Here is a 19,369-nt window from a genome sequence, read left to right as displayed (position 1 = left end):
TGTTACGCTTTCTTAGCATCGTGGTAGGAATTGCCCTCGGACAGAACGCCCAGTTCAAAACCGGAAACGCCCTTGCGGAAGGCAGCCGTCTTCGTCGTCTGGAACATGAAGACGAACGGGCTGTTCTGCATGTGCTCGCGCTGCAGGGCTTCATAAAGCTCGATACGCTTTGCCGGATCCTGCTCGTCACGGGCAGCTTCCGCCTTGGCGGCGAAATCGTCGTTCTTGAAGCGCGAACGCCACAGGAACGGCTTGGACTTCACATCGTCGCCATTGTCCTTGTTGATGTTGAAGACATCGGCATTGGAATGCGGATCGAAATAATCCGTACCCCATGCGGAAAGCGCCATCTGATGCTCGCGGGCGCGCATCTTGGTCAGAACCTGACGGTTCTCGGCCGATTGCAGACGCACCTTGATACCGATATCGGCAAGGTTTGCCTGGATCGCCTGCGCCAGATCCGGGTAGGGCTGTGCGGAGTAATGATCCATGGTGATCTCGAAACCGTCGGCTAGGCCGGCTTCAGCCATCAGCGCCTTGGCCTTTGCGACATCGCGCTGGAACGGCGTGTCATCGACGGCGCCGGGGAAACCTTCCGGCTCGAAGCTCTGGTGAACCTTGTGGGACAGCGGCACGATGTTTTCCTGCATGCCCTTGTAGTCCAGTGCCCATTTGATGGCCTGCCAGACCTGTGGCTTGGCAAGGTTCTCATTGCCCTGGTTGAGCGAGATCAGCACCAGCGAGGCAATGCTCTTGCGCTCCAGCTCGATGTTCGCGTCGTTCTGGGCGCTACGCAGCTGTTCCGAGGTGAGGTCGCGGGCAATGTCGATATCGCCCTTCTGCAGCATGAGAAGCTGGGAAGACGGATCGGTGACGTGGCGCAGGATGATGCGCTTGATGTTGCCCTTGTAGGGACCGTTCGGGTTGACCGTGAGTGCTACGCTTTCGCTCGGCTTCCAGGCCTGCAGAACGAAATCGCCGGAACCGGCGCTGTTCTTCTGCAGCCAGCCATTGCCGAGGTCTTCGCCCGAAGCATTGGCCAGAACGGCCTTCTTCTCGACGATCGCGCCGATGTTGGCGGACAGGCAATAGAGCAGGAAGGAGATGGCGGTCGGCTTTGCCGTCGTCAGCTTCACCGTCTTGTCGTCGGCGGCAACGATGGTCGTCTCGGCATTCTCAGGCGTGAAGCCGAACTGGCTGATGATGAAGGCCGGGCTCTTGTTCATCTTGATGGCGCGCTGCAGCGAGAAGGCAACGTCTTCCGCCGTGACTTTCGCGCCGCTGGAGAAGGTCGCCTCGTCACCGATCACAAAGGTGAAGACCTTGCCTTCGGCGTCGGCTTCCCAGGATTTCGCGATGACCGGATCAACCTTGGTGGAATCTTCGCGATTGGCGCGTACGAGCTTCTGGTACATGTTGGACATGATTTCACCGCCGACGGCTTCGAAGCCTTCATGCGGATCAAGGCTCGTCATATTGTCCAGCTGCTGGGCGACCACCAGAATATCCTTGGGCGTCGCAGCAAATGCCGGAATGCGCGCATAGGACAGGAACGGCACGGCTGCGCCGGCGATCAGCAGGTTGCGTCTTGAAATCATCGAAAATCCCCTTTCGGACCTTATTTTTCGGAAACGGTGGGGGTTTGCCCCAATCCAGTCATTTTTTTTATGTTTTCCCGCGATTACCACGAGCAAACGAGGCGCGACCAATTCCAAATTTGGCAGAGCCTATGCATGGATTGCATTTGCTCCGGCCTTGACCTTTCCTCTACCAATTCCCAAAACTCTGACGACCGCGCGCTCGCGCCCCGCCCGTATCCAAAGGTGAATGACCATGACCGATGAAAAAACCGTACCCGTCTTCGACGGCCACAATGATGTGCTTTTGCGGTTATGGCGGTCGGGCAATGCCTCGCCCGAAACACTTCTCATTGAGGGTGATACGGTTGGCCACATCGATCTGCCGCGCGCCAAAAAGGGTGGTCTGGCCGGCGGCCTCTGCGCCATCTACGTCCCCTCGCCCAGCATGGACAAGGACGCAAACGGTGACTATCCGACACCGACCGAAGCGGACGCCCTGAAGGCGACACTTGGCATGGCTGCCCTGCTGTTCCGCGCCGAGAAACAATCGGGCGGCGCGCTGAAAGTCTGCCGCACGGCCGCCGATATCCGCAGCGCCATGGCTGAAGGCGCCTTCGCCTCCGTTTTCCATATCGAGGGCGCGGAAGCGATCGGCACCGATCTGGATGCGCTGCACGTTCTCCACGAGGCCGGCCTTCGCACGCTCGGACCGGTCTGGAGCCGTCCGAACATCTTTGCTTACGGCGTTCCCTTCCGTTTCCCGTCGACACCGGATATCGGCCCCGGCCTCACCGATGCCGGCAAGCGGCTGGTGAAGGCCTGCAACGAGCTGAAGATCATGGTCGACCTGTCGCACATGAACGAGCAGGGTTTCTGGGACATCGCCAGGATTTCCGACGCCCCCCTCGTGGCGTCCCATTCCAACGCCTATGCGCTGTGCAACCACAGCCGCAACCTGACGGACCGTCAACTGGACGCTATCCGCGACACGGGCGGCCTGGCCGGCATCAATTTCGGCGTTCTGTTCCTGCGCCAGGACGGGGTGAAGAACCCGAATACCGATCTTGGCGAACTGGTCCGCCATGTGGATTACATCGTCAACCGCATCGGCATCGATCACGTCGCACTCGGCTCGGACTTCGACGGCACCACCATTCCCGCCGCCATGAAGGATGCGGCCGACCTGCAATTGCTGGTCGCGGCCCTGCGCAACGGCGGTTATGACGACGCCACACTCGCCAAGATCTGCCACGGCAACTGGGTGCGCGTGCTGGAGAAGACCTGGGGCGCATAACGCGCCCCGACTTCAACCTCTGATCCGGTGCATCCGCGCCGGAGACATGAAGCGGCAGGCCCTCAGGCCTTTGCCGCTTTCTTTTTGCCCATGGCGCGAAACGCCAGAAGACCGGCAACCACGGCAATCATCGCCCATTTGACCGGCAGCGCATCCGCCGTTTCGCTGCGGATCGGCAGAACCGTCACCGTTCCCGGACGCGATTCATATCCGGCCTGGCCGCTCGCCTTGGCATCGGCGATCTGCTTGGGCGAAACGACCCATTCAGCGCCCCGCATCTTGTCAACGGTCATGTAGCCGCCGCCCGCCAAAAGAGCGACAACCAGCGAAAGCACTATCCTTGTGGGCAAGTTCATTTGCATCTCCCTTCAATTGAAAGGAGCGTTAGTCGCATCAAACGGGGCAACCAAGCAATCGGAACGATCAATTCACGGCGTTTTTGAGCAAAAAAGCAAATCGCGCTCTTTTTGGTTGCGTTTTTCATTTTAGAGACGAAAATCTCGTTTGTTTATCCACAAACTTCACATCGACACGTCATGCATTTCTGCTAAGCAAATTTCCTCAACCGAAACGAATTAGCGACACAATCCTGTGGTTCGCCAACCAAGGGACTGGCGCTGGAAAAAGCAAATGGCAGACAAGAGCGAAATTATACAGACCGATATTACCGAATCCCCGGTTGAAAGCTTCTTTGCCAGAAACCGGCCGTATCTGACGGCCATCGCCATTACGCTCATCTTCGTGATGATGACGTTTGCGATTTATCGTCTCACATCCGAAGTACGATACGATGATGTGATCTCCGCCCTTCTGGGAACCTCGCTTCCGGCCATTCTTCTTGCGATCGTCTTTACGGCGCTAAGCTTCCTGTCGCTGATTTTTTATGACGCGAATGCGATCGAATACGTCGGCAAAAAGGTTCGCTTCCCCTCCATGGCGGCCACCGCTTTTGCCGCTTACGCCATCGGCAACACTGCGGGATTTGGCCCCTTGAGCGGCGGCGCCATCCGTTTTCGCGCCTATTCCCGGCTTGGACTTTCGCCGGGTGACATCGCCCGCGTCATCGCCTTCGTCACGCTGTCCTTCGGGCTGGGGCTTTTGTCGGTCAGCGCGCTTTCAACCTTCATCGTCGCACCACGCATCGCCGCCATCATTGGCCTTGACGCGACTGTTCTGAGGGGCGCATCGCTCGCCGTCATTGCCGTTCTTGTTGCCACCGCCTATGTCGGCCGCAACGGTAAAGTGATCCGGCTCGGCAAATGGCGACTGCGCCTTCCCGACAGCCGCACCTCCTCGCGCCAGTTTCTCGTCTCCGCTTTCGATATCGCCGCCTCGGCCTCGGTGCTCTACGTGCTGCTGCCCGAAACGCATCTCGGTTGGCCGACATTCTTCGCGATCTATGCCACCGCCGTCGGCCTTGGTGTTCTCAGCCACGTTCCCGCTGGTCTCGGTGTCTTCGAAACCGTCATGGTCGCCGGGCTCGGCAACGCGATCAGCGTCGATCAGCTGCTCGGAAGCCTCGTTCTTTATCGCGTCATCTATCACGTCCTGCCGCTGGTGGTCGCCATTCTGGTGATGATCGTTTCCGAAATGAAGCAGTTCGCGGCCAAGCCGGTGGTCTCCGATATCAGCCAGCTTGCCGTGCGGCTGGCGCCACCGCTGCTCTCCACCTTCGCGATCATTCTCGGCACCATGCTGATCTTTTCGAGCGTGACGCCGACGCCCGGCAGCAATCTGGATTTCCTGTCCAACTTCGTGCCCCTGCCGATCATCGAGGCGGCGCACTTTCTGACCAGCATTCTCGGCCTCGGCCTCGTTGTCGCCTCCCGCGGTCTCGGACAGCGGCTGGATGGGGCCTGGTGGATTGCCCTCGTTGCAGCATCGCTGGCGCTCATCCTTTCCCTGCTGAAGGCGATCGCGGTTTTCGAGGCAATCTTCCTCGGCATCTTCATCGCGGCCCTCGCCCTCAATGTGCGCAGCTTCAACCGCCATGCCTCGCTGGTCAAACAGGCGCTCGGACCAAGCTGGCTCGCTGCAATGGCCGTCATCATCGCCGGCGCGGCAACGATCCTTCTGTTCGTCTATCGCGATACCGATTACAGTCACACATTGTGGTGGGAATTCGAATTCTCCGAAGAAGCCCCGCGTGGGCTGCGCGCCCTTCTTGGTCTGGTGCTCGCCTCCTCGACCATCGCAATTTTCAGCCTGATGCGGCCGGTCACCTTCAAGCCGGATTCGATCCAGCCGGAAGACGTCGAACGCGCGACTGACATCGTCATGCAACAGGATTCGGCCGACGCCAATCTGGTGCGCATGGGCGACAAGCATGTGATGTTCTCGGAAAGCGGCAGCGCCTTCATCATGTACGGCATTCAGGGTCGATCGTGGATCGCCTTTGCCGACCCCGTCGGCGACGAGGAGGATTTCCCCGATCTGGTCTGGCAATTTGTGGAATCGGCCCGTTCGGCAGGCGCACGCGCCGCCTTTTACCAGATTTCGCCTTTCCTCCTGTCCCATTGCGCCGATGCTGGCCTGCGCGCCTTCAAGCTCGGTGAACTGGCGCTGGTCGATCTCGCCGCTTTCGAATTGAAGGGCGGCAAGCTCGCGACCCTTCGCCAGTCCCTGAGCCGCGGCGCCCGGGACGGGCTGACGTTCGAAGTTGTCGAGCGATCGCAAGTTCCGGATATTCTGGACGAGCTGAAGCAGGTCTCCGATGGCTGGCTTGCGCACCACAATACGCGGGAAAAACGCTTTTCGCTCGGCGCCTTCGAGCCGGACTATATCCTGTCGCAGCCCGTTGCCGTGCTGCGCAAGGACGGAAAAATCACTGCTTTCGCCAACCTCATGGTGACGGACACGAAAAAGGAAGCCACCATCGACCTCATGCGCTTTTCGGCGGATGCGCCGCGCGGCTCGATGGATTTCCTCTTCGTCAGCATCATGCAGCATCTGCGCGACGCGGGATATGAAAGCTTCAATCTCGGTATGGCGCCCATGTCCGGCATGTCGAAGCGCGATGCAGCACCTGTGTGGGACCGCATCGGCAGCACACTTTTCGAACATGGCGAACGTTTTTACAACTTTAAGGGGCTTCGCGCGTTCAAGACGAAGTTCCACCCGAAATGGGAACCGCGTTACCTTGCCGTGCAAAACGGTGCAGACGCCGCTCTGGCGCTGATGGACGCGACGGTTCTGATCAGTGGCGGTGTCAGAGGAGTGATCGGAAAATGAGAAAATACAACATGCTGAAAGCGGTCCTTGCCGCCTCCGCCCTGTTCGTCTCCCCACTATTTGCTTCCAGTGCCGCCTTTTCGCAGGACAAGCCGGCCTATGACACCGGCATGATCCCCGCCGAGCACATCATGGTGCCGGACAGAGATATTCTGGCCAGCGTCTTCCTGATCTCCGACGCCGATGGATGGACGAGTGCGGATGATGAGCGCGCCAAGGCGCTGGTGGAAAAGGGTGCCGCCGTGGTCGGCATTGATTTCAAGGAATATCTGAAGGCACTCGAGGCCGATGACGACGAGTGCATCTACATGATCTCGGACATCGAGTCGCTGTCGCAGCAGATCCAGCGCACCGCCGGAACGTCCAGCTATCGCCAGCCCATCCTCACCGGTATCGGCAAGGGCGGAACGCTGGCGCTGGCAATGATCGCGCAAAGCCCGGTTTCCACAATCCAGGAAGCCATCGCGGTCGACCCCAAGGCCGGCCTGCCGCTTCAGAAGATACTCTGCACCCCCGCCACCAAGGACAAGGTGGATGGTGAAACGGTCTATGGCCTGACAGATGGCCCGTTGCCCGCGCCGGTCAGCGTGCTGTTCACGCCCGATGCTGATCAGAAGGGCCGCGACCACGTCAACGCCCTGGTGAAGCTGCATCCCGATATCGAAGTGACTGACGTGACCGGCAAGGCGAACGAGGTTCTGTCCCAGACCCTGTCCGACAAGGTCGATGCAGCCGGCGATACCAGCAGCCCGCTCGGCCTGCCGATCACGGTTCTTGAAACGACCCCGGTGATGGACACCATGGCGGTGATCTATTCCGGCGACGGCGGCTGGCGCGATCTGGACGAGGAAGTCGGCGGTGCCCTGCAAAAGCAGGGCATACCCGTGATCGGGGTCGATGCGCTGCGTTACTTCTGGAAAGAAAAGCAGCCGCAGGAAGTGGCGAACGACCTTGCACGCATCATCGATACCTACCGCAAGGAATGGAAGGTTCGGAACGTGGTGCTGATCGGTTATTCCTTCGGCGCCGATATCATTCCCGCCACCTATAATCTTCTGCCGGACCGCGCGAAATCGCATGTCGTGCAGCTCACCCTGCTGGGACTTTCGACCGAAGTCGATTTCGAGATTTCCGTCCAGGGCTGGCTCGGCGTTGCCGGCGAAGGCAAGGGCGGCAAGACCATCGACGACATCGTCAAAATAGACCCGAAGCTGGTGCAATGCGTCTATGGCACGGAGGAAGAGGATGAAGATCCCTGCCCCGGCCTGAAAGCGAAGGGCGTGGAAACGATCGGCATCGAAGGCGGCCACCATTTCGATGAGGATTACGAAGGGCTCGCCAAGCGCATCGTGACCTCGTTGAAAACCCGGCTACCGAAATAGGCTGCCGCGACCTGAAGGGCTTCGGGAGATTTCCCGAAGCCACACCGATGGTTCCGTCGGAATTCACCCACCTGAAGTACCACCGGCAACATGCCGGCTCCCCGAATGACCGATATCGGCTCGGAAACCTTCCTTGATAGGTTCCCCGCGTCATGGCCATACTTGCGGAATCGATTAAAGTATTATTCAAAAGAAATATGCTGGCGGCGAATATCCATGGCATTTCCGCAACCATGCTTCTGTTGATTACCAATCATGGATTTTATATTTCCGGACCGGTTCAGGGAGCCGCCGCATGCCCGCACGAAAGACCAAAACACCAGTTCTCGTGGAACGCATCGACCAGTTCGTCGGCCGCGTCAGGGAGGCGATGAAAAGCAGCGACGCGTTGCGAAACAAAAAAAATCCGCGATCTGTGGGACGCCGAGGTCCGCTACCATTTCGACAATGGCCGCACGGAAAAGACGCTCGAACTTTACATCATGAAATATCGCTATGCCCTGAAGGCCGAATTCGGCCCGAAGAGCACGCCGCTTGCCATCTGCAACATGAAAAAGCTGCGGGAGCGTCTGAACACCTATATCGAGCGGGCCGACTATCCGAAAACCGGTGTGGCGACATCCATCGTCGAAAAAATCGAACGTGCGGAATTCAATACAGCCGGCCGCAAGCCGACAGTCCTTTTGCGGATCGCGGATTTCATTGCAGCGATGAATGGCCTCGGCTCTAAAGAAGAGATGCAGGCTTTGTGGACCGCTGAAATCGGCATCATGAAGGGCAGAGCCCAGACAACGATCATTTCCTACATCACGAAGTACCGCAACGCCATCCGCGAAGCCTTCGGCGACGAGCATCCGATGCTGAAGATAGCGACCGGTGACGCCGCGATGTACGACGATGCGCGCCGGGTTAAGATGGAGAAGATCGCCAACAAGCATGGCGCGCTGATCACCTTCGAGAATTACCGGCAGGTCTTGAAGATTTGCGCCGATTGCCTCCAGTCCAACGATCCCCTGATGATCGGCATAGGCCTGATTGGCATGACGGGACGACGCCCCTACGAGGTCTTCACGCAGGCGGAATTTTCCCCTGCCCCCTATGGCAAGGGCGTTTCCAAATGGAGCATCCTGTTCAACGGCCAGGCCAAGACGAAACAGGGCGAAGGAACGAAGTTCGGGATTACCTACGAAATTCCGGTTCTTGCCCGCTCCGCCGCCATTCTCTCCGCTTATCAGCGCCTGCGCGAAAGCGGGCAGGGAAAACTGTGGCACGGCATGTCGATAGACGATTTTTCATCGGAAACCCGCCTGCTGCTCCGAGACACGGTTTTTAATCTGTTCGAGGATCTCTGGCCGAAGGAAGAACTGCCCAAGCCCTATGGCCTGCGGCACCTTTACGCCGAGGTGGCGTATCACAATTTCGCACCGCCCCACGTCACCAAGAACAGCTATTTCGCCGCCATTCTCGGACACAACAACAACGACCTCGAAACCTCGCTGTCCTATATGACCTATACGCTGCCGGAAGATCGCGATGATGCGTTGGCGCGGGCCAAACGCACGAATGAACGGACATTGCAGCAAATGGCGACGGTCGCGCCGGTGTCCGCCAAAAACCCACGGTAGTACCCGGAACCGCTCCAGAAAAAGCGTCCAATACACCTTGCTTCGAAAATTGCGCTGGACCAGCTGCCGGCCGCATTTTCGTATGCCTGTTCCGGCAGTCCAGACAAATGCAGGTGCATGCGCTTTTGACAAGCCTTTACCCTGTTATCTGCCGGCGTGGTGTTGGCACCTCGGGCGGCTTTTGCCTGCACACGACCTAAACGCGGCAACGTAAATCCTCCATCCATCAATATAAATTCAGCCTAATTTAATAATATAAAATCCTTGTTACAATTATTATTTTTAATAGTACAGCTACACGCAAGGATATACTATAATAATTCACCGCAGTACTGGTTAACACATGGATTTCAGCCATGGTTTTTTCGGAGGCACATGGTGCTGCCCGCATATACGACTTACGCTCTCTACAATCGTGATCTGGGATTGTCGCTGAAACGTGTCGCGAGTGACCCGGTCGTATCGCGCGACGCCAAATATTATGCGGACAATATCGGCAAGGTCAAAAACCTAGACGATTTTCTCAAGGACTACAGACTCTACTCCTACGCCATGAAAGCCTATGGCCTGGAAGAGATGACCAATGCCACGGCCTTCATGAAGAAGGTGCTGGGAAGCGACCTCAACGATGCCAACAGTTTCGCCAACAAGCTGAAGGACACACGCTACCGCGACTTCGCCGCGGCGTTCGATTTCGGCAATATCAAAACAGAAAAAGCGGTTCAGACCAAATCCCAGCAGGACCGGCTGATTGCCACCTATCACGACACGATCAAACAGGAAGGCGCGGAACTAAAGGAAGAGACGCGTTTTTACAACATCATCATCGACAAGGTTGGCCATGTCGATGATATCTTCAAGAACACGCGGCTTCGGGATTATATTTTCAAATCCTTCGGCGTTGATGCCGAAACCTTCAGCTACAAGCATATCAAGGATGTTCTGAGCAGCGACATCAGCAGTGCCGATAGCTACGTCAACAAGACCTACAAACCGTTGATCACCGACTGGCAGGCAAAAACGGCCGACCTGCGCATCGAGCGGGCGAAGATTGCCTCCACCGACAAGGTGGCGCTCGCAAAGATCGACTATCTGATCAGCCAATATAACAAGCGTATCAACGATGCCAACAAGCTGTTCGAGATGGCGGCGGCGTTTAATTTCCGGGACGATGGCCGCGTGGATGATGGCATGCCGGCGCAGACGGCGGCCCAGAAGCGGCTGACCAACGAGACCTACGTTCTCTCAAATCCTCGCCTGACACAGGCCGGAGCGGTTCTCAACCGTGATTATTTCACGGACAAGATGAAAACCATCACCGAGGTCAACCAGATGACCCAATTTGCGCGCGTTAGAACGATGCTCATCGTCAGCTTCAATCTGACAGACAACGACAAAACGGATGAGAAAATCAAGTGGGCTCTTTTACAAGACCCGGACGATGCACAAAGCCCGATCCACAAGGAGAAAGACAAGGGCCTCGTCGATCTGGCGCGGGCCTTCAATTTCGGTGCGGACGGCAAGGTCGAGGCCGGAAAGGTCGTGCAGACCGAACCTCAGCTCAGCACCATGATGAACCTCTATTTCAGCCGTTACGACGACAAGGACGAGGCGGCGGACGAAAAGGTGATCAAGGATTTCAAACGCTATGTCGGCCTGACAAAAAACCTCGAGGATTTCCTGTCAAATGCGCAGGCTGCGGTCGTTATTCGAAACTTCGCCCTCAAGGCCTTTGATATTCCCGCTGAGGAAGCGTCACCCTTCAAGCTCAAACGGGTATTCACCAGCGATCTGTCGGACCCGAAAAGCTATGTTAACACCCTGAAGGACAATCGCTTTGTACGGCTGGCCAAGGCTTTCAACTTCAATGCCGAGGGCAAGATCGGCTCGCCACGGCTCGCCCAGGCGGAAAACGAGATCACCCGCATCTCGCGGAGTTATTTGACGGAAGTCACCCGTTGGGACAAGGACAAGAAGATCAAGGAAAAGGGGCAAAAAGAGGTCACTTATTATCGCGAGAAAATGGAGACGCTCGAAACCGTCGACCAATTGCTTGCAGACCGCCGCCTGCTCGATTTCATGCTGGTTGCGGAACGCATTGATCCCAAATCGGTCACCACCGATTATCTGAAGAAGATTTTCAAGTCCGACCTTAAGGATGCCAAAAGCTTCGCCAATACCGAAAAAGATGCCCGCTTCCGCGCGCTTGCCGGTTCTTTCAATTTCGACGCCAAGGGAAATATCGCCGCGAAAGCCGGCCAGGGCGTGCAGAATACCCGCAGCCTCATGGAAACACGCGACAAATATGTTCGCCAGACCCTTGAGCAACGGGCCGGTGAAGAAAATTCCGGCGTTCGCCTTGCGCTTTATTTCAAACGGATGGCCGGCGGTATTTCCAATCCTTACGACATACTGGCTGACAAGGCGCTTGCCGAATTCACCCGCACTGCTCTTGGAATTCCGGCCGAAACCGCAAATTCCAAGGTGGATGCGCAGGCAAAGATGATCGAGAAGAAGCTGAAGATAAAGGACCTGCAGGACCCCAAGAAGGTGGAAAAGCTGGTCAACCGCTTTCTGCTGACATTCGAGGCGAACAATTCAACCTCCGATCCGCGTCTGGCTCTGTTCGGCAACGGCGCCAAGTCGATCAGCGGCAATACGCTTGCGACCCTGGCGCAACTCCGCAGCGGCCGCAGAGGCTAAACTTCCGCTAGAGCATTTCCAGTAAAAGCGCGTAGCGGTTTCACGTCGGGAAAATGCGTAAAAACAATGAAGTAGAGTGTTTTTGCGTTTCGGAGAAAAGCGGAAATGCTCCAGTGCTGGCCGCAGGTTTTATCCCGCGGCCAGCACTGTCTCCGTCAAACCCGCTCATCACCAGACGTGCGATAAAGCAGGGTCAACACGGTCAGCGCCAGCCCCGCCAACGCCACCGAACCGAAAATGTAGAAATTCCACTCCGGCGCCAGCCCCCGTTGCAGCACGAGGCCGCCGATCATCGGACCGGCAATGCCGCCCAGCCGCCCGACCGCCAGCGAGAAGCCGAGACCCGTGCCGCGAATATGGACCGGATAGAGCCGTCCAACCAGAACATTGGCAAGAATCTGGGTTCCGATCGTTCCGGCACCCGCAAGGGCAACGAAGACATAGAGAAGCGGCCCCTTGTTCACCGCCAAAGCCCAGATCGAGGCGGCACCGATGGCAAACAGAACTGCCACGACGACCTTGACGTTACCCTTATCGGCGAAGCGTCCACCGATGAGAATGCCGATCGCGGCCCCGACATTGAGCATGATCGAGAAGCTGAGTGCCGAGCTGATATCGTAGCCCATCTTGTTCATGATGGTGGGCAGCCAGTTGACCATGCCGAAGGTCAGGAGCAGCGAGCAAAAGTGAATGCCCCAGGCATTCAGCGTCGAAAGCAGCCGGCCTTCCGAGAACAGGGCGCTAACGCCACCCTTTTGGATTTTGGCATGCGGCACGATGCGTTGCAGGCCATAGGTGTCGCAAACCCCATCGGCTTCCGCCTGCCGGCCCTTGCTCGCCAGCCATTCAGGCGATTCCGGCAAAAGCCGCATGAACAGCGGCAGAAGGATGAGCGGCAGGCCGCCGATCAGCATCAATGGCCGCCAGCCATAGGCCTCCAGCAGGAGGATGCCCATGAGGCCGGAGAAAATGCCACCGATAAGGTAACCGAGGAAAGACAGGGAATTTGCCTGCGCCCTGCGTTTGGGCGGCGAGAATTCCAGCACCAGCGCCGTCACCGTCGGCAAAAGCGCGCCAAGGCCGAGACCGGCCAGAAAGCGCGTGATTTCGAAGGCGAGGAAGTTCGGCGTCATGGCCGAGGCGATCATCATCGCAGAAAACCCGGCAAGGCTGATGAGAACGACCTTGCGGCGACCGATACGGTCCGCCATGGTGCCAGCAAACAGCGCGCCGAGCAGCATTCCCATCAATGTCAATGCAGCAGCACGACCGACCATGGCAGGATTGAGCGCCCAGGCCCCTTCCTTCAGCAGCGCCGGTGCAACCGCGCCGTAAACGACCAGATCGTACCCGTCGAACATGATCATCAGGCCGCATGTCGCGATGACGCCGGCCGGGTTTTTCGTCCGCACTGAAGCGGCGCTCATATAGTTCGTGGACATATTCCTCCCTTTCACGCATGAACGCGCCATCCGGAATGGATCGACGTCTTCCCGTTCTTGCGATTGCTCCGTGGGTACCCGGCTTGCTCCACCCTGATGTGTGTCCCGCTCCTGTCAAGACACATATCGCCGATGTCACCCGCCTCTGATTAAATGTTGCATTTGCAAAAATTGCAATTGAAATATTAACGATAATCAGCTGCCATCGCTCGTGTGAATTTCAGTCGCGTTGCAGCCCCGAAATTCTCGACAGCGTTGGCGTCCAGCTCAAAATACGAATGCGGTTATAGACGCCGTGGATGACAAACGGATCGGCGTCACTGAAAGCGATGACATCCTCGATTTCACGGGCTTCGACAATGACAAGGGCAGCCGCAGACCCTCCGCTATCCGCCTGCATCGGCCCCGATGCAAGAATTCTGAACCCTTCCGGCACGCCATCTTCGTTGCGCAAATGGGCTTTGTGAGCGTCCATCTGCGCCACCCGTTGCTCCACGGCTGCGGGATCGCTCTCGGCAAAACGCACGTAAAGCCCGGGCCGGTCGCTGCCGCCAGTCATCGGGCGAGCACGAAATCGTGGTTCACCGACCAGAACCAGTCGCCGGCAAAACCCAGATCCCCCGCCTTTTTCGCATCTTCCACCCGCTGAAAATCGGCCAGCAGGCTTTCCTTCACACCAAAAACCGCGTCCGAACGGATGTAGGGATCATCAGGGTCAAAAATATGCGTGACAAGCGTGGTGAAGCCTTCTGCCGAAACGATATAATGCAGGTGTGCCGGCCGGTAAGGATGCCGCCCCATGGCCCGCAGCAGCTGTCCGACAGGACCGTCATCCGGTATCGGATAATATTTCGGCTTCGCCGCCCGGAACCAGTAGCACCCGTCCTCGCCGGTGACGAATACGCCGCGCAGGTTGAAATCGGGCTGAATGCCCTTCTGCTGCACGTCATAGAAACCTTCGTCATTCGCCTGCCAGACATCGATGCGCGCACCTGCGACCGGCACTCCATCGGTATCGAGAATACGCCCGGTTACCACCATATCCTCGCCCTTGCCGTCGAGGCAGATATTGGCGCCCATCGGCATTTCCGGCGCATCGGCCACATGAAAAGGCCCGAGAACAGTGGATTCCGAGGCACCGCTGGGCTTGCGGTGATTGATCGCATCGACCAGCATCGAGACGCCGAGAATATCGGAGAACAGGATCCACTCCTGCCGCCACTCGTTGCAGATCTGGCCAACCTCGGTCAGAAAATGGATTGCCTTCATCCATTCTTCCTCAGTCGGCTCGATTTCTTTCACCGCCTCGTGAAGCTTGCGGGTAACGACCGCCATGATCTCCTTGAGGCGCGGATCGTCGCAATCGCGCATGCGGGCGATCACGGTCTCGGCCGAACGTTCCTCGACGAAATAGCCGTCATCACCGGTCGTTTTCATGTCCGTCATATCTTCCTCCCATCACTCCGGCCGTGCGCCCTCGAAGGCGCGTTGCAACAGGGCGCGGATCGCGGTTTTTTCGATTGGCCGCGGGCACCAGTAAGGATTGGCCGTCGCAAGCTCGGCCATAGGATCGAGATTTTCCGGCCGCACGCCGAGCGCAGCAAGACTAGCCGGCGCGCCGAGCCGGACGGCGAAATCGTAAAGTCCCGCCCCGGCCCTGCCGCCAACCAGTGCCGCAAGTGGCGCAAGCAAATCCGGCACCGCCTCTTCCACATAAGCGATGGTGTGCGGCAGAAGCACCGCATGGGTTTCCGCATGCGGCAGATCCAGACTGCCGCCAAGCGTGTGGCAAAGCTTGTGATGCAGCGACATGCCAACAGCGCCCAGCACCGTGCCACACAGCCATGCGCCGTAAAGCGCGGCTTCCCGCGCCTTGACATCCTGCGGCTGCGCTCTAACGCCAGAAAGCGCCTCGATCATCGCCCGCAATCCCTCCACCGCCATCAGACTGACGATCGGATTGCGATCCTGAGCATAAAGCGCCTCGGCCGCATGCGCCATGGCGTTCAGCCCGCTCGTCATGCTGATGGCGACAGGCAGCCCGAGTGTCAGCTCCGCATCGTAAATCACCACTTCCGGCAGAATTTCCGGCCCACGCATGGTGGTCTTCACGCCATTTTCCGTCTGGCCGAGAATGGGTGTCACCTCGGATCCGGCATAGGTGGTTGGAATGACGATCTGCGCCGCATCGGTGCGCAAGGCGATTGCCTTGCCGAGACCGGTGGTAGAGCCGCCGCCCAGTGATAGGACGCAATCCGCACCGGCGGCGCGATAGGCGTCGACCGCCTTTTTCGTCACCTCGACCGGCGTGTGCATGGCCGCATCGGAAAAGACACCAGTAGCCAGTGGGCCGAGCCGAGCCGCCAAGACTTCCGCATCATCCTTCTGGTGAGGGGTGGAAAGCACCAGCGCCCGCGACAGGCCGAGGCGGCGGATTTCCTCCGCCACGCCCGCTGAACTGCCCGCACCGAAGACGATGCGAGCGGGGGCCGCCATATAGACGAACGGCTGCATGGCTCAGGCTCCGTCGAGCTTGAACAGGCGGCGCGCATTGGTGCGACCGATCTTCACCCGGTCTGCCTCGGCGATGCTCGTCGCGTTGAACCAGTCGGAGGCGTGATCGATGTTCTCGAAGGGCCAGTCGGTGGAGAACAGGATGCGGTCGGCGCCGATTTCCAGAATGGCGTCGATCAGGGTCTGGGTGCGGAAATTGCCCGAGGTGGTGATGTGGAAATTCTCATTGAAATAATCCATGAAACGGCGCTTGGCCGGGTAGCGCGGCGGCAACTTCACCCAGGCATTGCGATGGTCAATGCGCCACATCATGTAGGGCAGGCCCTCGCCCATATGGCCAAGAATGATGTTGAGGCGCGGATGCTCGTCGAACAGACCTGATGCCATGAGACGCAGCGCGTGAACCGCCGTTTCCTGCGCAAAAGCCCAGGTGGGGCCAAGCAGCCAGGGATGGCCGTCATAGATGCGCGAATCCTGTGGCAGCGGATTACGCGGATGCAGGTAGAAAGGCACATCGAGCTTTTCGAGCTCGCCCCAGAACGGACGATATTGCGGCAGGTCGTAATAAAGCGGCGTCTGGCCGTCACCTTCCTGACTGAAGCCGTTAACGAGCGCGCCGACGAAGCCGAGATCGTTGACGCAGCGCTGCAATTCCTCTGTTGCCGCATCCGGGTCCTGCAACGGCAGGGCGGCGAAGGCGAGGAAGCGGTCCGGCCGTTTGGCGCATTCTTCAGCCAGAACGTCATTGGCGCGCCGCGCAATCTCGATCGCCTTCTTTTTATCGGGAATGGCCTGCACCGCCGGTGCATTCAGCGACAGGATCATGGTTTCGATGCCATGCGCATCCATCAGCTTCAGGCGCGTATCCTGAATGTCGAGCAGGCGATGCTGCAGTTCCTTCCAGTAGTCACCGGGCACGAACCCGGCCGAATCCTGAAGTGTTTCCGGGATTGCGAAATGCTCTTCGAGAGCGACCTTGCCTTGCATGTTGTTTCCTCCGAAAATCGCTGTTCAGTTGCCGCCACATGTGCGGTCAATATTGGCCCTTGGGTTCCAGGCCGAGCATGCTCTGGCCGATCATGGTGCCCACGGCATCCCAGTTCATGCTGATATGGCGGCCCACCGCGTTCGCATCCCGCCAGGCCCGCTGCACCGGATTGGAAAGATCGAGCCCGACGCCGCCGGTGGAATCGTTGAGTGCCTGCACGGCGCGCAGCGCCAGCGAGACGGAAAAGGACTGGCCGCGACGGCTCAGAAGGCGGTCATCAACCGTAAATTCCGCCCTGCCTTCGACCCTTGCCTGCGAGAGCGCCTGTGCCCGGGCAACATCGCGGAGCAGGATTTCGCAAGCTGCGTCCACGCTTGCCGCCGCTTCCGCGACACGCAACTGGATGGTTGGAAATTCGGCCATGCGGTTGTTGCCGCCCGCCACCGCGCCACGCGTCACGCGGCCGCCGACGTGATCGACATAGGCGGCAAGCGCGCCCTTGGCCGCGCCGACGCCAGTTGAGGCCAGACAGGAAGGAATGCCGGTCAGAAGCGGCATATTGAACAGGCCTTCTTCCGCATAATAGCGTCCGCCCGGCGTGTTCCCGCTGGTGGCGTCCGGAAAGGTCAGAACCCGGTGTTTGGGAACGAAGACGTCATCGAGCACCAGCGTCTTGGAACCCGTGCCGGCAAGCCCCACAACATGCCAGGTGTCTTCAATGGCATATTGGCTTGCGGGCACGAGAAGGAAGGCGGGAACCGGCTTGCCCTCGCCCTGCGGCGGCAGAATGGCGGCGCAGAGAGACCATTGCGCATTCTCGCAGCCCGAGGCAAAGGCCCATTTGCCGCTCAGGCGATAACCGCCATCGGCGGCCTCCGCCATCTTCACCGGCGCATAGGAACCGCACAAAAGCGCGTCAGGGTTTTCGCCCCAGACATCGGCCTGCGCCTCCTCTGGAAACATCGCCAGCAGCCATTGGTGGGCGGAAAGCAGGCCTGCGACCCAGCCGGTCGACGCACAGGCCGCCGAAAGTTCGATATTGGCTTCGACCAGCTCGGCGAAATCGCCGCCTTTGCCGCCAAAGGCGCGCGGTTTGACGATATCGAAATAGCCGATACCGCGCAGCGCCTCGAGATGGGCGGCGGGAACGCGCCGGGCCTCCTCGGTCTGTCTGGCGCTAGACCGAAAAAGATCGGCTATGCCGGCAACGCTGCTGACGAGGCGGGCAGGCGGGATCGTTTGCGCCGGCTGCGGCGCATGGCTCATATCGTTCATGATTGTCTCCTTCCGGAAATGACTTGGCCGGAAAATATCAGGCGGGCACGCCTGCCGGGCTTGCGGCACAATATTGCGCGTTTTCGTAAAGCAGCGGCCGCGTCGTCTCGCTGACGTCTGCCGAAACCACCTGACCGATGAACACCGTATGCGTTCCATATGGCATTGCCGCGACACGGCGGCAGGCGATGGCGGCATGGGCCGTGGGCAGATAGAGAACACCGTTTTCGTGACGCTGCCACTCACCGTTGCGGAAGCGCTCTTCCGGCGAAACCTTGCCGCTGAAAGCATCGGACAGGGCAATCTGGTCCTGCGTCAGCACGTTGACGATGAAATCAGGCCGGCAGAGCAGCAATTCGTGCAGCAGCGTGCGGTTGTTCAGGCAAACCAGAAGAGAGGGCGGCTCCATCGAGACCGATGTCACGGCCGTAACCGTCATGCCGTGATCGCGCTGATCACCGGAGGCACAGGCAGTGATGACCGTCACGGTTGCCGGAAAACGGCGCATCGTCGTGCGGAAATTCTGGCCGACGCCTTCAGGCGCAAGATTGTTCAGGCCAAATAGTGCTGATGTCATAAGATCCTCCCAAATCCTGCATTCTTAATTATTTTCATTTGCAACATTTGTCAATGCAAATGTTTTTCGATGCCAGATATCGCGATATGGCCTCGCAGTCCCCGGTCTTCTGGAGCGAAACTATTGAAACTGATGGATTATGCCGGTACAGCCGATGGGTGCGTCGCAGGATTTGCGCACATGGTTGTCAAACGGGGATTTGCTTGTGTCTTATCAGTTCACTGACTCGGTACCCTATCTGCTCAACTGGGTAGGCGTTCGGCTTGGAGAGCGTTTCTCCGTAAGGCTGGCATCCTACGACATCACCTTGCCGATGTACCGCGTGCTGGCGACGCTGAGACAACAGGAAAGCAAAACGCTGACCGAGCTTTCCGATCTCGTATCAGTGGAGATTTCCACGCTTTCCCGGCTCGTTGGCCTGCTCGTCAGACGCAACCTCGTCAGCCGCGAGCGGCCGGTCGACAATGCGCGCATCGTGCGCATCACGCTCACGCCAAAGGGTGAGGAACTTGCCGAAGAACTGATGCCCATCGCGGCCATGTTCGAAAAGACCGCAATCGAAGGCCTCGACCCTGCGGAAGTAAAACTTTTCAAAAGCATCCTGCGGCATATCGGCCGCAATATCGCTGGTCTCTGACGCCACCATCCGACGCAACGCCCGCGTCCCCGTGACGCCCGCCTTACGATCTCTGCGTGCAATGTACTTGCAATGGCCGGTTCCTATCCCTCGCGGAAACTTAACCGAAGTTGAGAGGAAT

14 protein-coding genes and 1 pseudogene are annotated in these 19,369 nt (G+C 58.5%); 6 read left to right on the top strand and 9 right to left on the bottom strand.

Annotation, left to right across the window (positions count from 1 at the left end; all coding sequences use genetic code 11):
* Positions 1–2: 2 nt before the first annotated feature.
* On the bottom strand, positions 3–1,598 hold the full coding sequence (locus RBH10_RS10170) for an ABC transporter substrate-binding protein (protein ID WP_281037301.1): 1,596 nt from the start codon (positions 1,596–1,598) through the stop codon (positions 3–5).
* Between the two features lie 235 nt (positions 1,599–1,833).
* Here RBH10_RS10170 and RBH10_RS10165 point away from each other — a divergent pair, with 235 nt between their 5' ends.
* Positions 1,834–2,874, top strand: coding sequence for a dipeptidase (locus tag RBH10_RS10165; protein ID WP_281037302.1), 1,041 nt, complete (start codon positions 1,834–1,836; stop codon positions 2,872–2,874).
* A gap of 62 nt (positions 2,875–2,936) precedes the next feature.
* On the opposite strand, the gene RBH10_RS10160 is transcribed toward RBH10_RS10165, so the two are convergent.
* Complete coding sequence (locus RBH10_RS10160) at positions 2,937–3,230, bottom strand: hypothetical protein (RefSeq protein WP_281037303.1); 294 nt, start codon at positions 3,228–3,230, stop codon at positions 2,937–2,939.
* Between the two features lie 274 nt (positions 3,231–3,504).
* On the opposite strand from RBH10_RS10160, the gene mprF reads away from it, so the two are divergent.
* The 4 genes and pseudogenes from mprF (at position 3,505) to RBH10_RS10140 (ending at position 11,815) form a co-directional block, all read left to right on the top strand.
* Positions 3,505–6,105 carry a bifunctional lysylphosphatidylglycerol flippase/synthetase MprF gene (mprF, locus tag RBH10_RS10155; RefSeq protein ID WP_281037304.1) on the top strand — a complete coding sequence of 867 codons (2,601 nt, stop codon included), beginning with the start codon at positions 3,505–3,507 and terminating at the stop codon, positions 6,103–6,105.
* An 11-nt stretch (positions 6,106–6,116) separates the two neighbouring features.
* Positions 6,117–7,487: a virulence factor gene (locus RBH10_RS10150; protein WP_372339801.1), complete on the top strand. Its 1,371-nt coding sequence runs from the start codon at positions 6,117–6,119 to the stop codon at positions 7,485–7,487.
* A gap of 295 nt (positions 7,488–7,782) precedes the next feature.
* A pseudogene (locus RBH10_RS10145) lies at positions 7,783–9,112 on the top strand (telomere resolvase).
* Positions 9,113–9,487: 375 nt separating this feature from the next.
* Complete coding sequence (locus tag RBH10_RS10140) at positions 9,488–11,815, top strand: DUF1217 domain-containing protein (RefSeq protein WP_281037307.1); 2,328 nt, start codon at positions 9,488–9,490, stop codon at positions 11,813–11,815.
* Between the two features lie 155 nt (positions 11,816–11,970).
* Here RBH10_RS10140 and RBH10_RS10135 read toward each other — a convergent pair whose 3' ends face one another.
* The 7 genes from RBH10_RS10135 to graD all read right to left on the bottom strand — a co-directional run bounded on the left by RBH10_RS10135 (position 11,971) and on the right by graD (position 18,611).
* A complete protein-coding gene (locus tag RBH10_RS10135) occupies positions 11,971–13,257 on the bottom strand; it encodes an aromatic acid/H+ symport family MFS transporter (RefSeq protein WP_281037308.1) in 1,287 nt (428 codons plus the stop codon).
* A 220-nt stretch (positions 13,258–13,477) separates the two neighbouring features.
* Positions 13,478–13,816, bottom strand: a complete 339-nt coding sequence (locus tag RBH10_RS10130) for a YciI family protein (protein ID WP_281037309.1) — start codon at positions 13,814–13,816, stop codon at positions 13,478–13,480.
* Positions 13,813–14,703: a hydroxyquinol 1,2-dioxygenase gene (graB, locus tag RBH10_RS10125; RefSeq protein WP_281037310.1), complete on the bottom strand. Its 891-nt coding sequence runs from the start codon at positions 14,701–14,703 to the stop codon at positions 13,813–13,815. The genes RBH10_RS10130 and graB overlap by 4 nt, the downstream gene beginning before the upstream one ends.
* Positions 14,704–14,715: 12 nt before the next feature.
* Positions 14,716–15,771, bottom strand: a complete 1,056-nt coding sequence (graC, locus tag RBH10_RS10120) for a maleylacetate reductase (protein WP_281037311.1) — start codon at positions 15,769–15,771, stop codon at positions 14,716–14,718.
* 3 nt (positions 15,772–15,774) lie between these two features.
* Complete coding sequence (gene tsdA, locus RBH10_RS10115; protein WP_111842474.1) at positions 15,775–16,758, bottom strand: gamma-resorcylate decarboxylase; 984 nt, start codon at positions 16,756–16,758, stop codon at positions 15,775–15,777.
* A gap of 46 nt (positions 16,759–16,804) precedes the next feature.
* Entirely contained in the window at positions 16,805–18,034 is a 1,230-nt protein-coding gene (graA, locus tag RBH10_RS10110) for an FADH(2)-dependent resorcinol hydroxylase oxygenase component (protein WP_281037312.1), read from the bottom strand.
* Positions 18,035–18,071: 37 nt separating this feature from the next.
* The gene (gene graD / locus RBH10_RS10105; RefSeq protein WP_045017876.1) at positions 18,072–18,611 is read right to left on the bottom strand and encodes an FADH(2)-dependent resorcinol hydroxylase reductase component; all 540 of its coding nucleotides are present in this window, start codon (positions 18,609–18,611) and stop codon (positions 18,072–18,074) included.
* Positions 18,612–18,816: 205 nt separating this feature from the next.
* Here graD and RBH10_RS10100 point away from each other — a divergent pair, with 205 nt between their 5' ends.
* Complete coding sequence (locus RBH10_RS10100; protein ID WP_045017962.1) at positions 18,817–19,248, top strand: MarR family winged helix-turn-helix transcriptional regulator; 432 nt, start codon at positions 18,817–18,819, stop codon at positions 19,246–19,248.
* The last annotated feature ends 121 nt before the right edge of the window (positions 19,249–19,369 follow it).

The organism is Rhizobium sp. AN73 (assembly GCF_030757975.1).
GTDB classification, from domain to species: Bacteria; Pseudomonadota; Alphaproteobacteria; order Rhizobiales; family Rhizobiaceae; genus Agrobacterium; species Agrobacterium arsenijevicii.
Note: the sequence above shows the minus strand (reverse complement) of the source record. Positions and strands in the feature narration are given on the sequence as shown.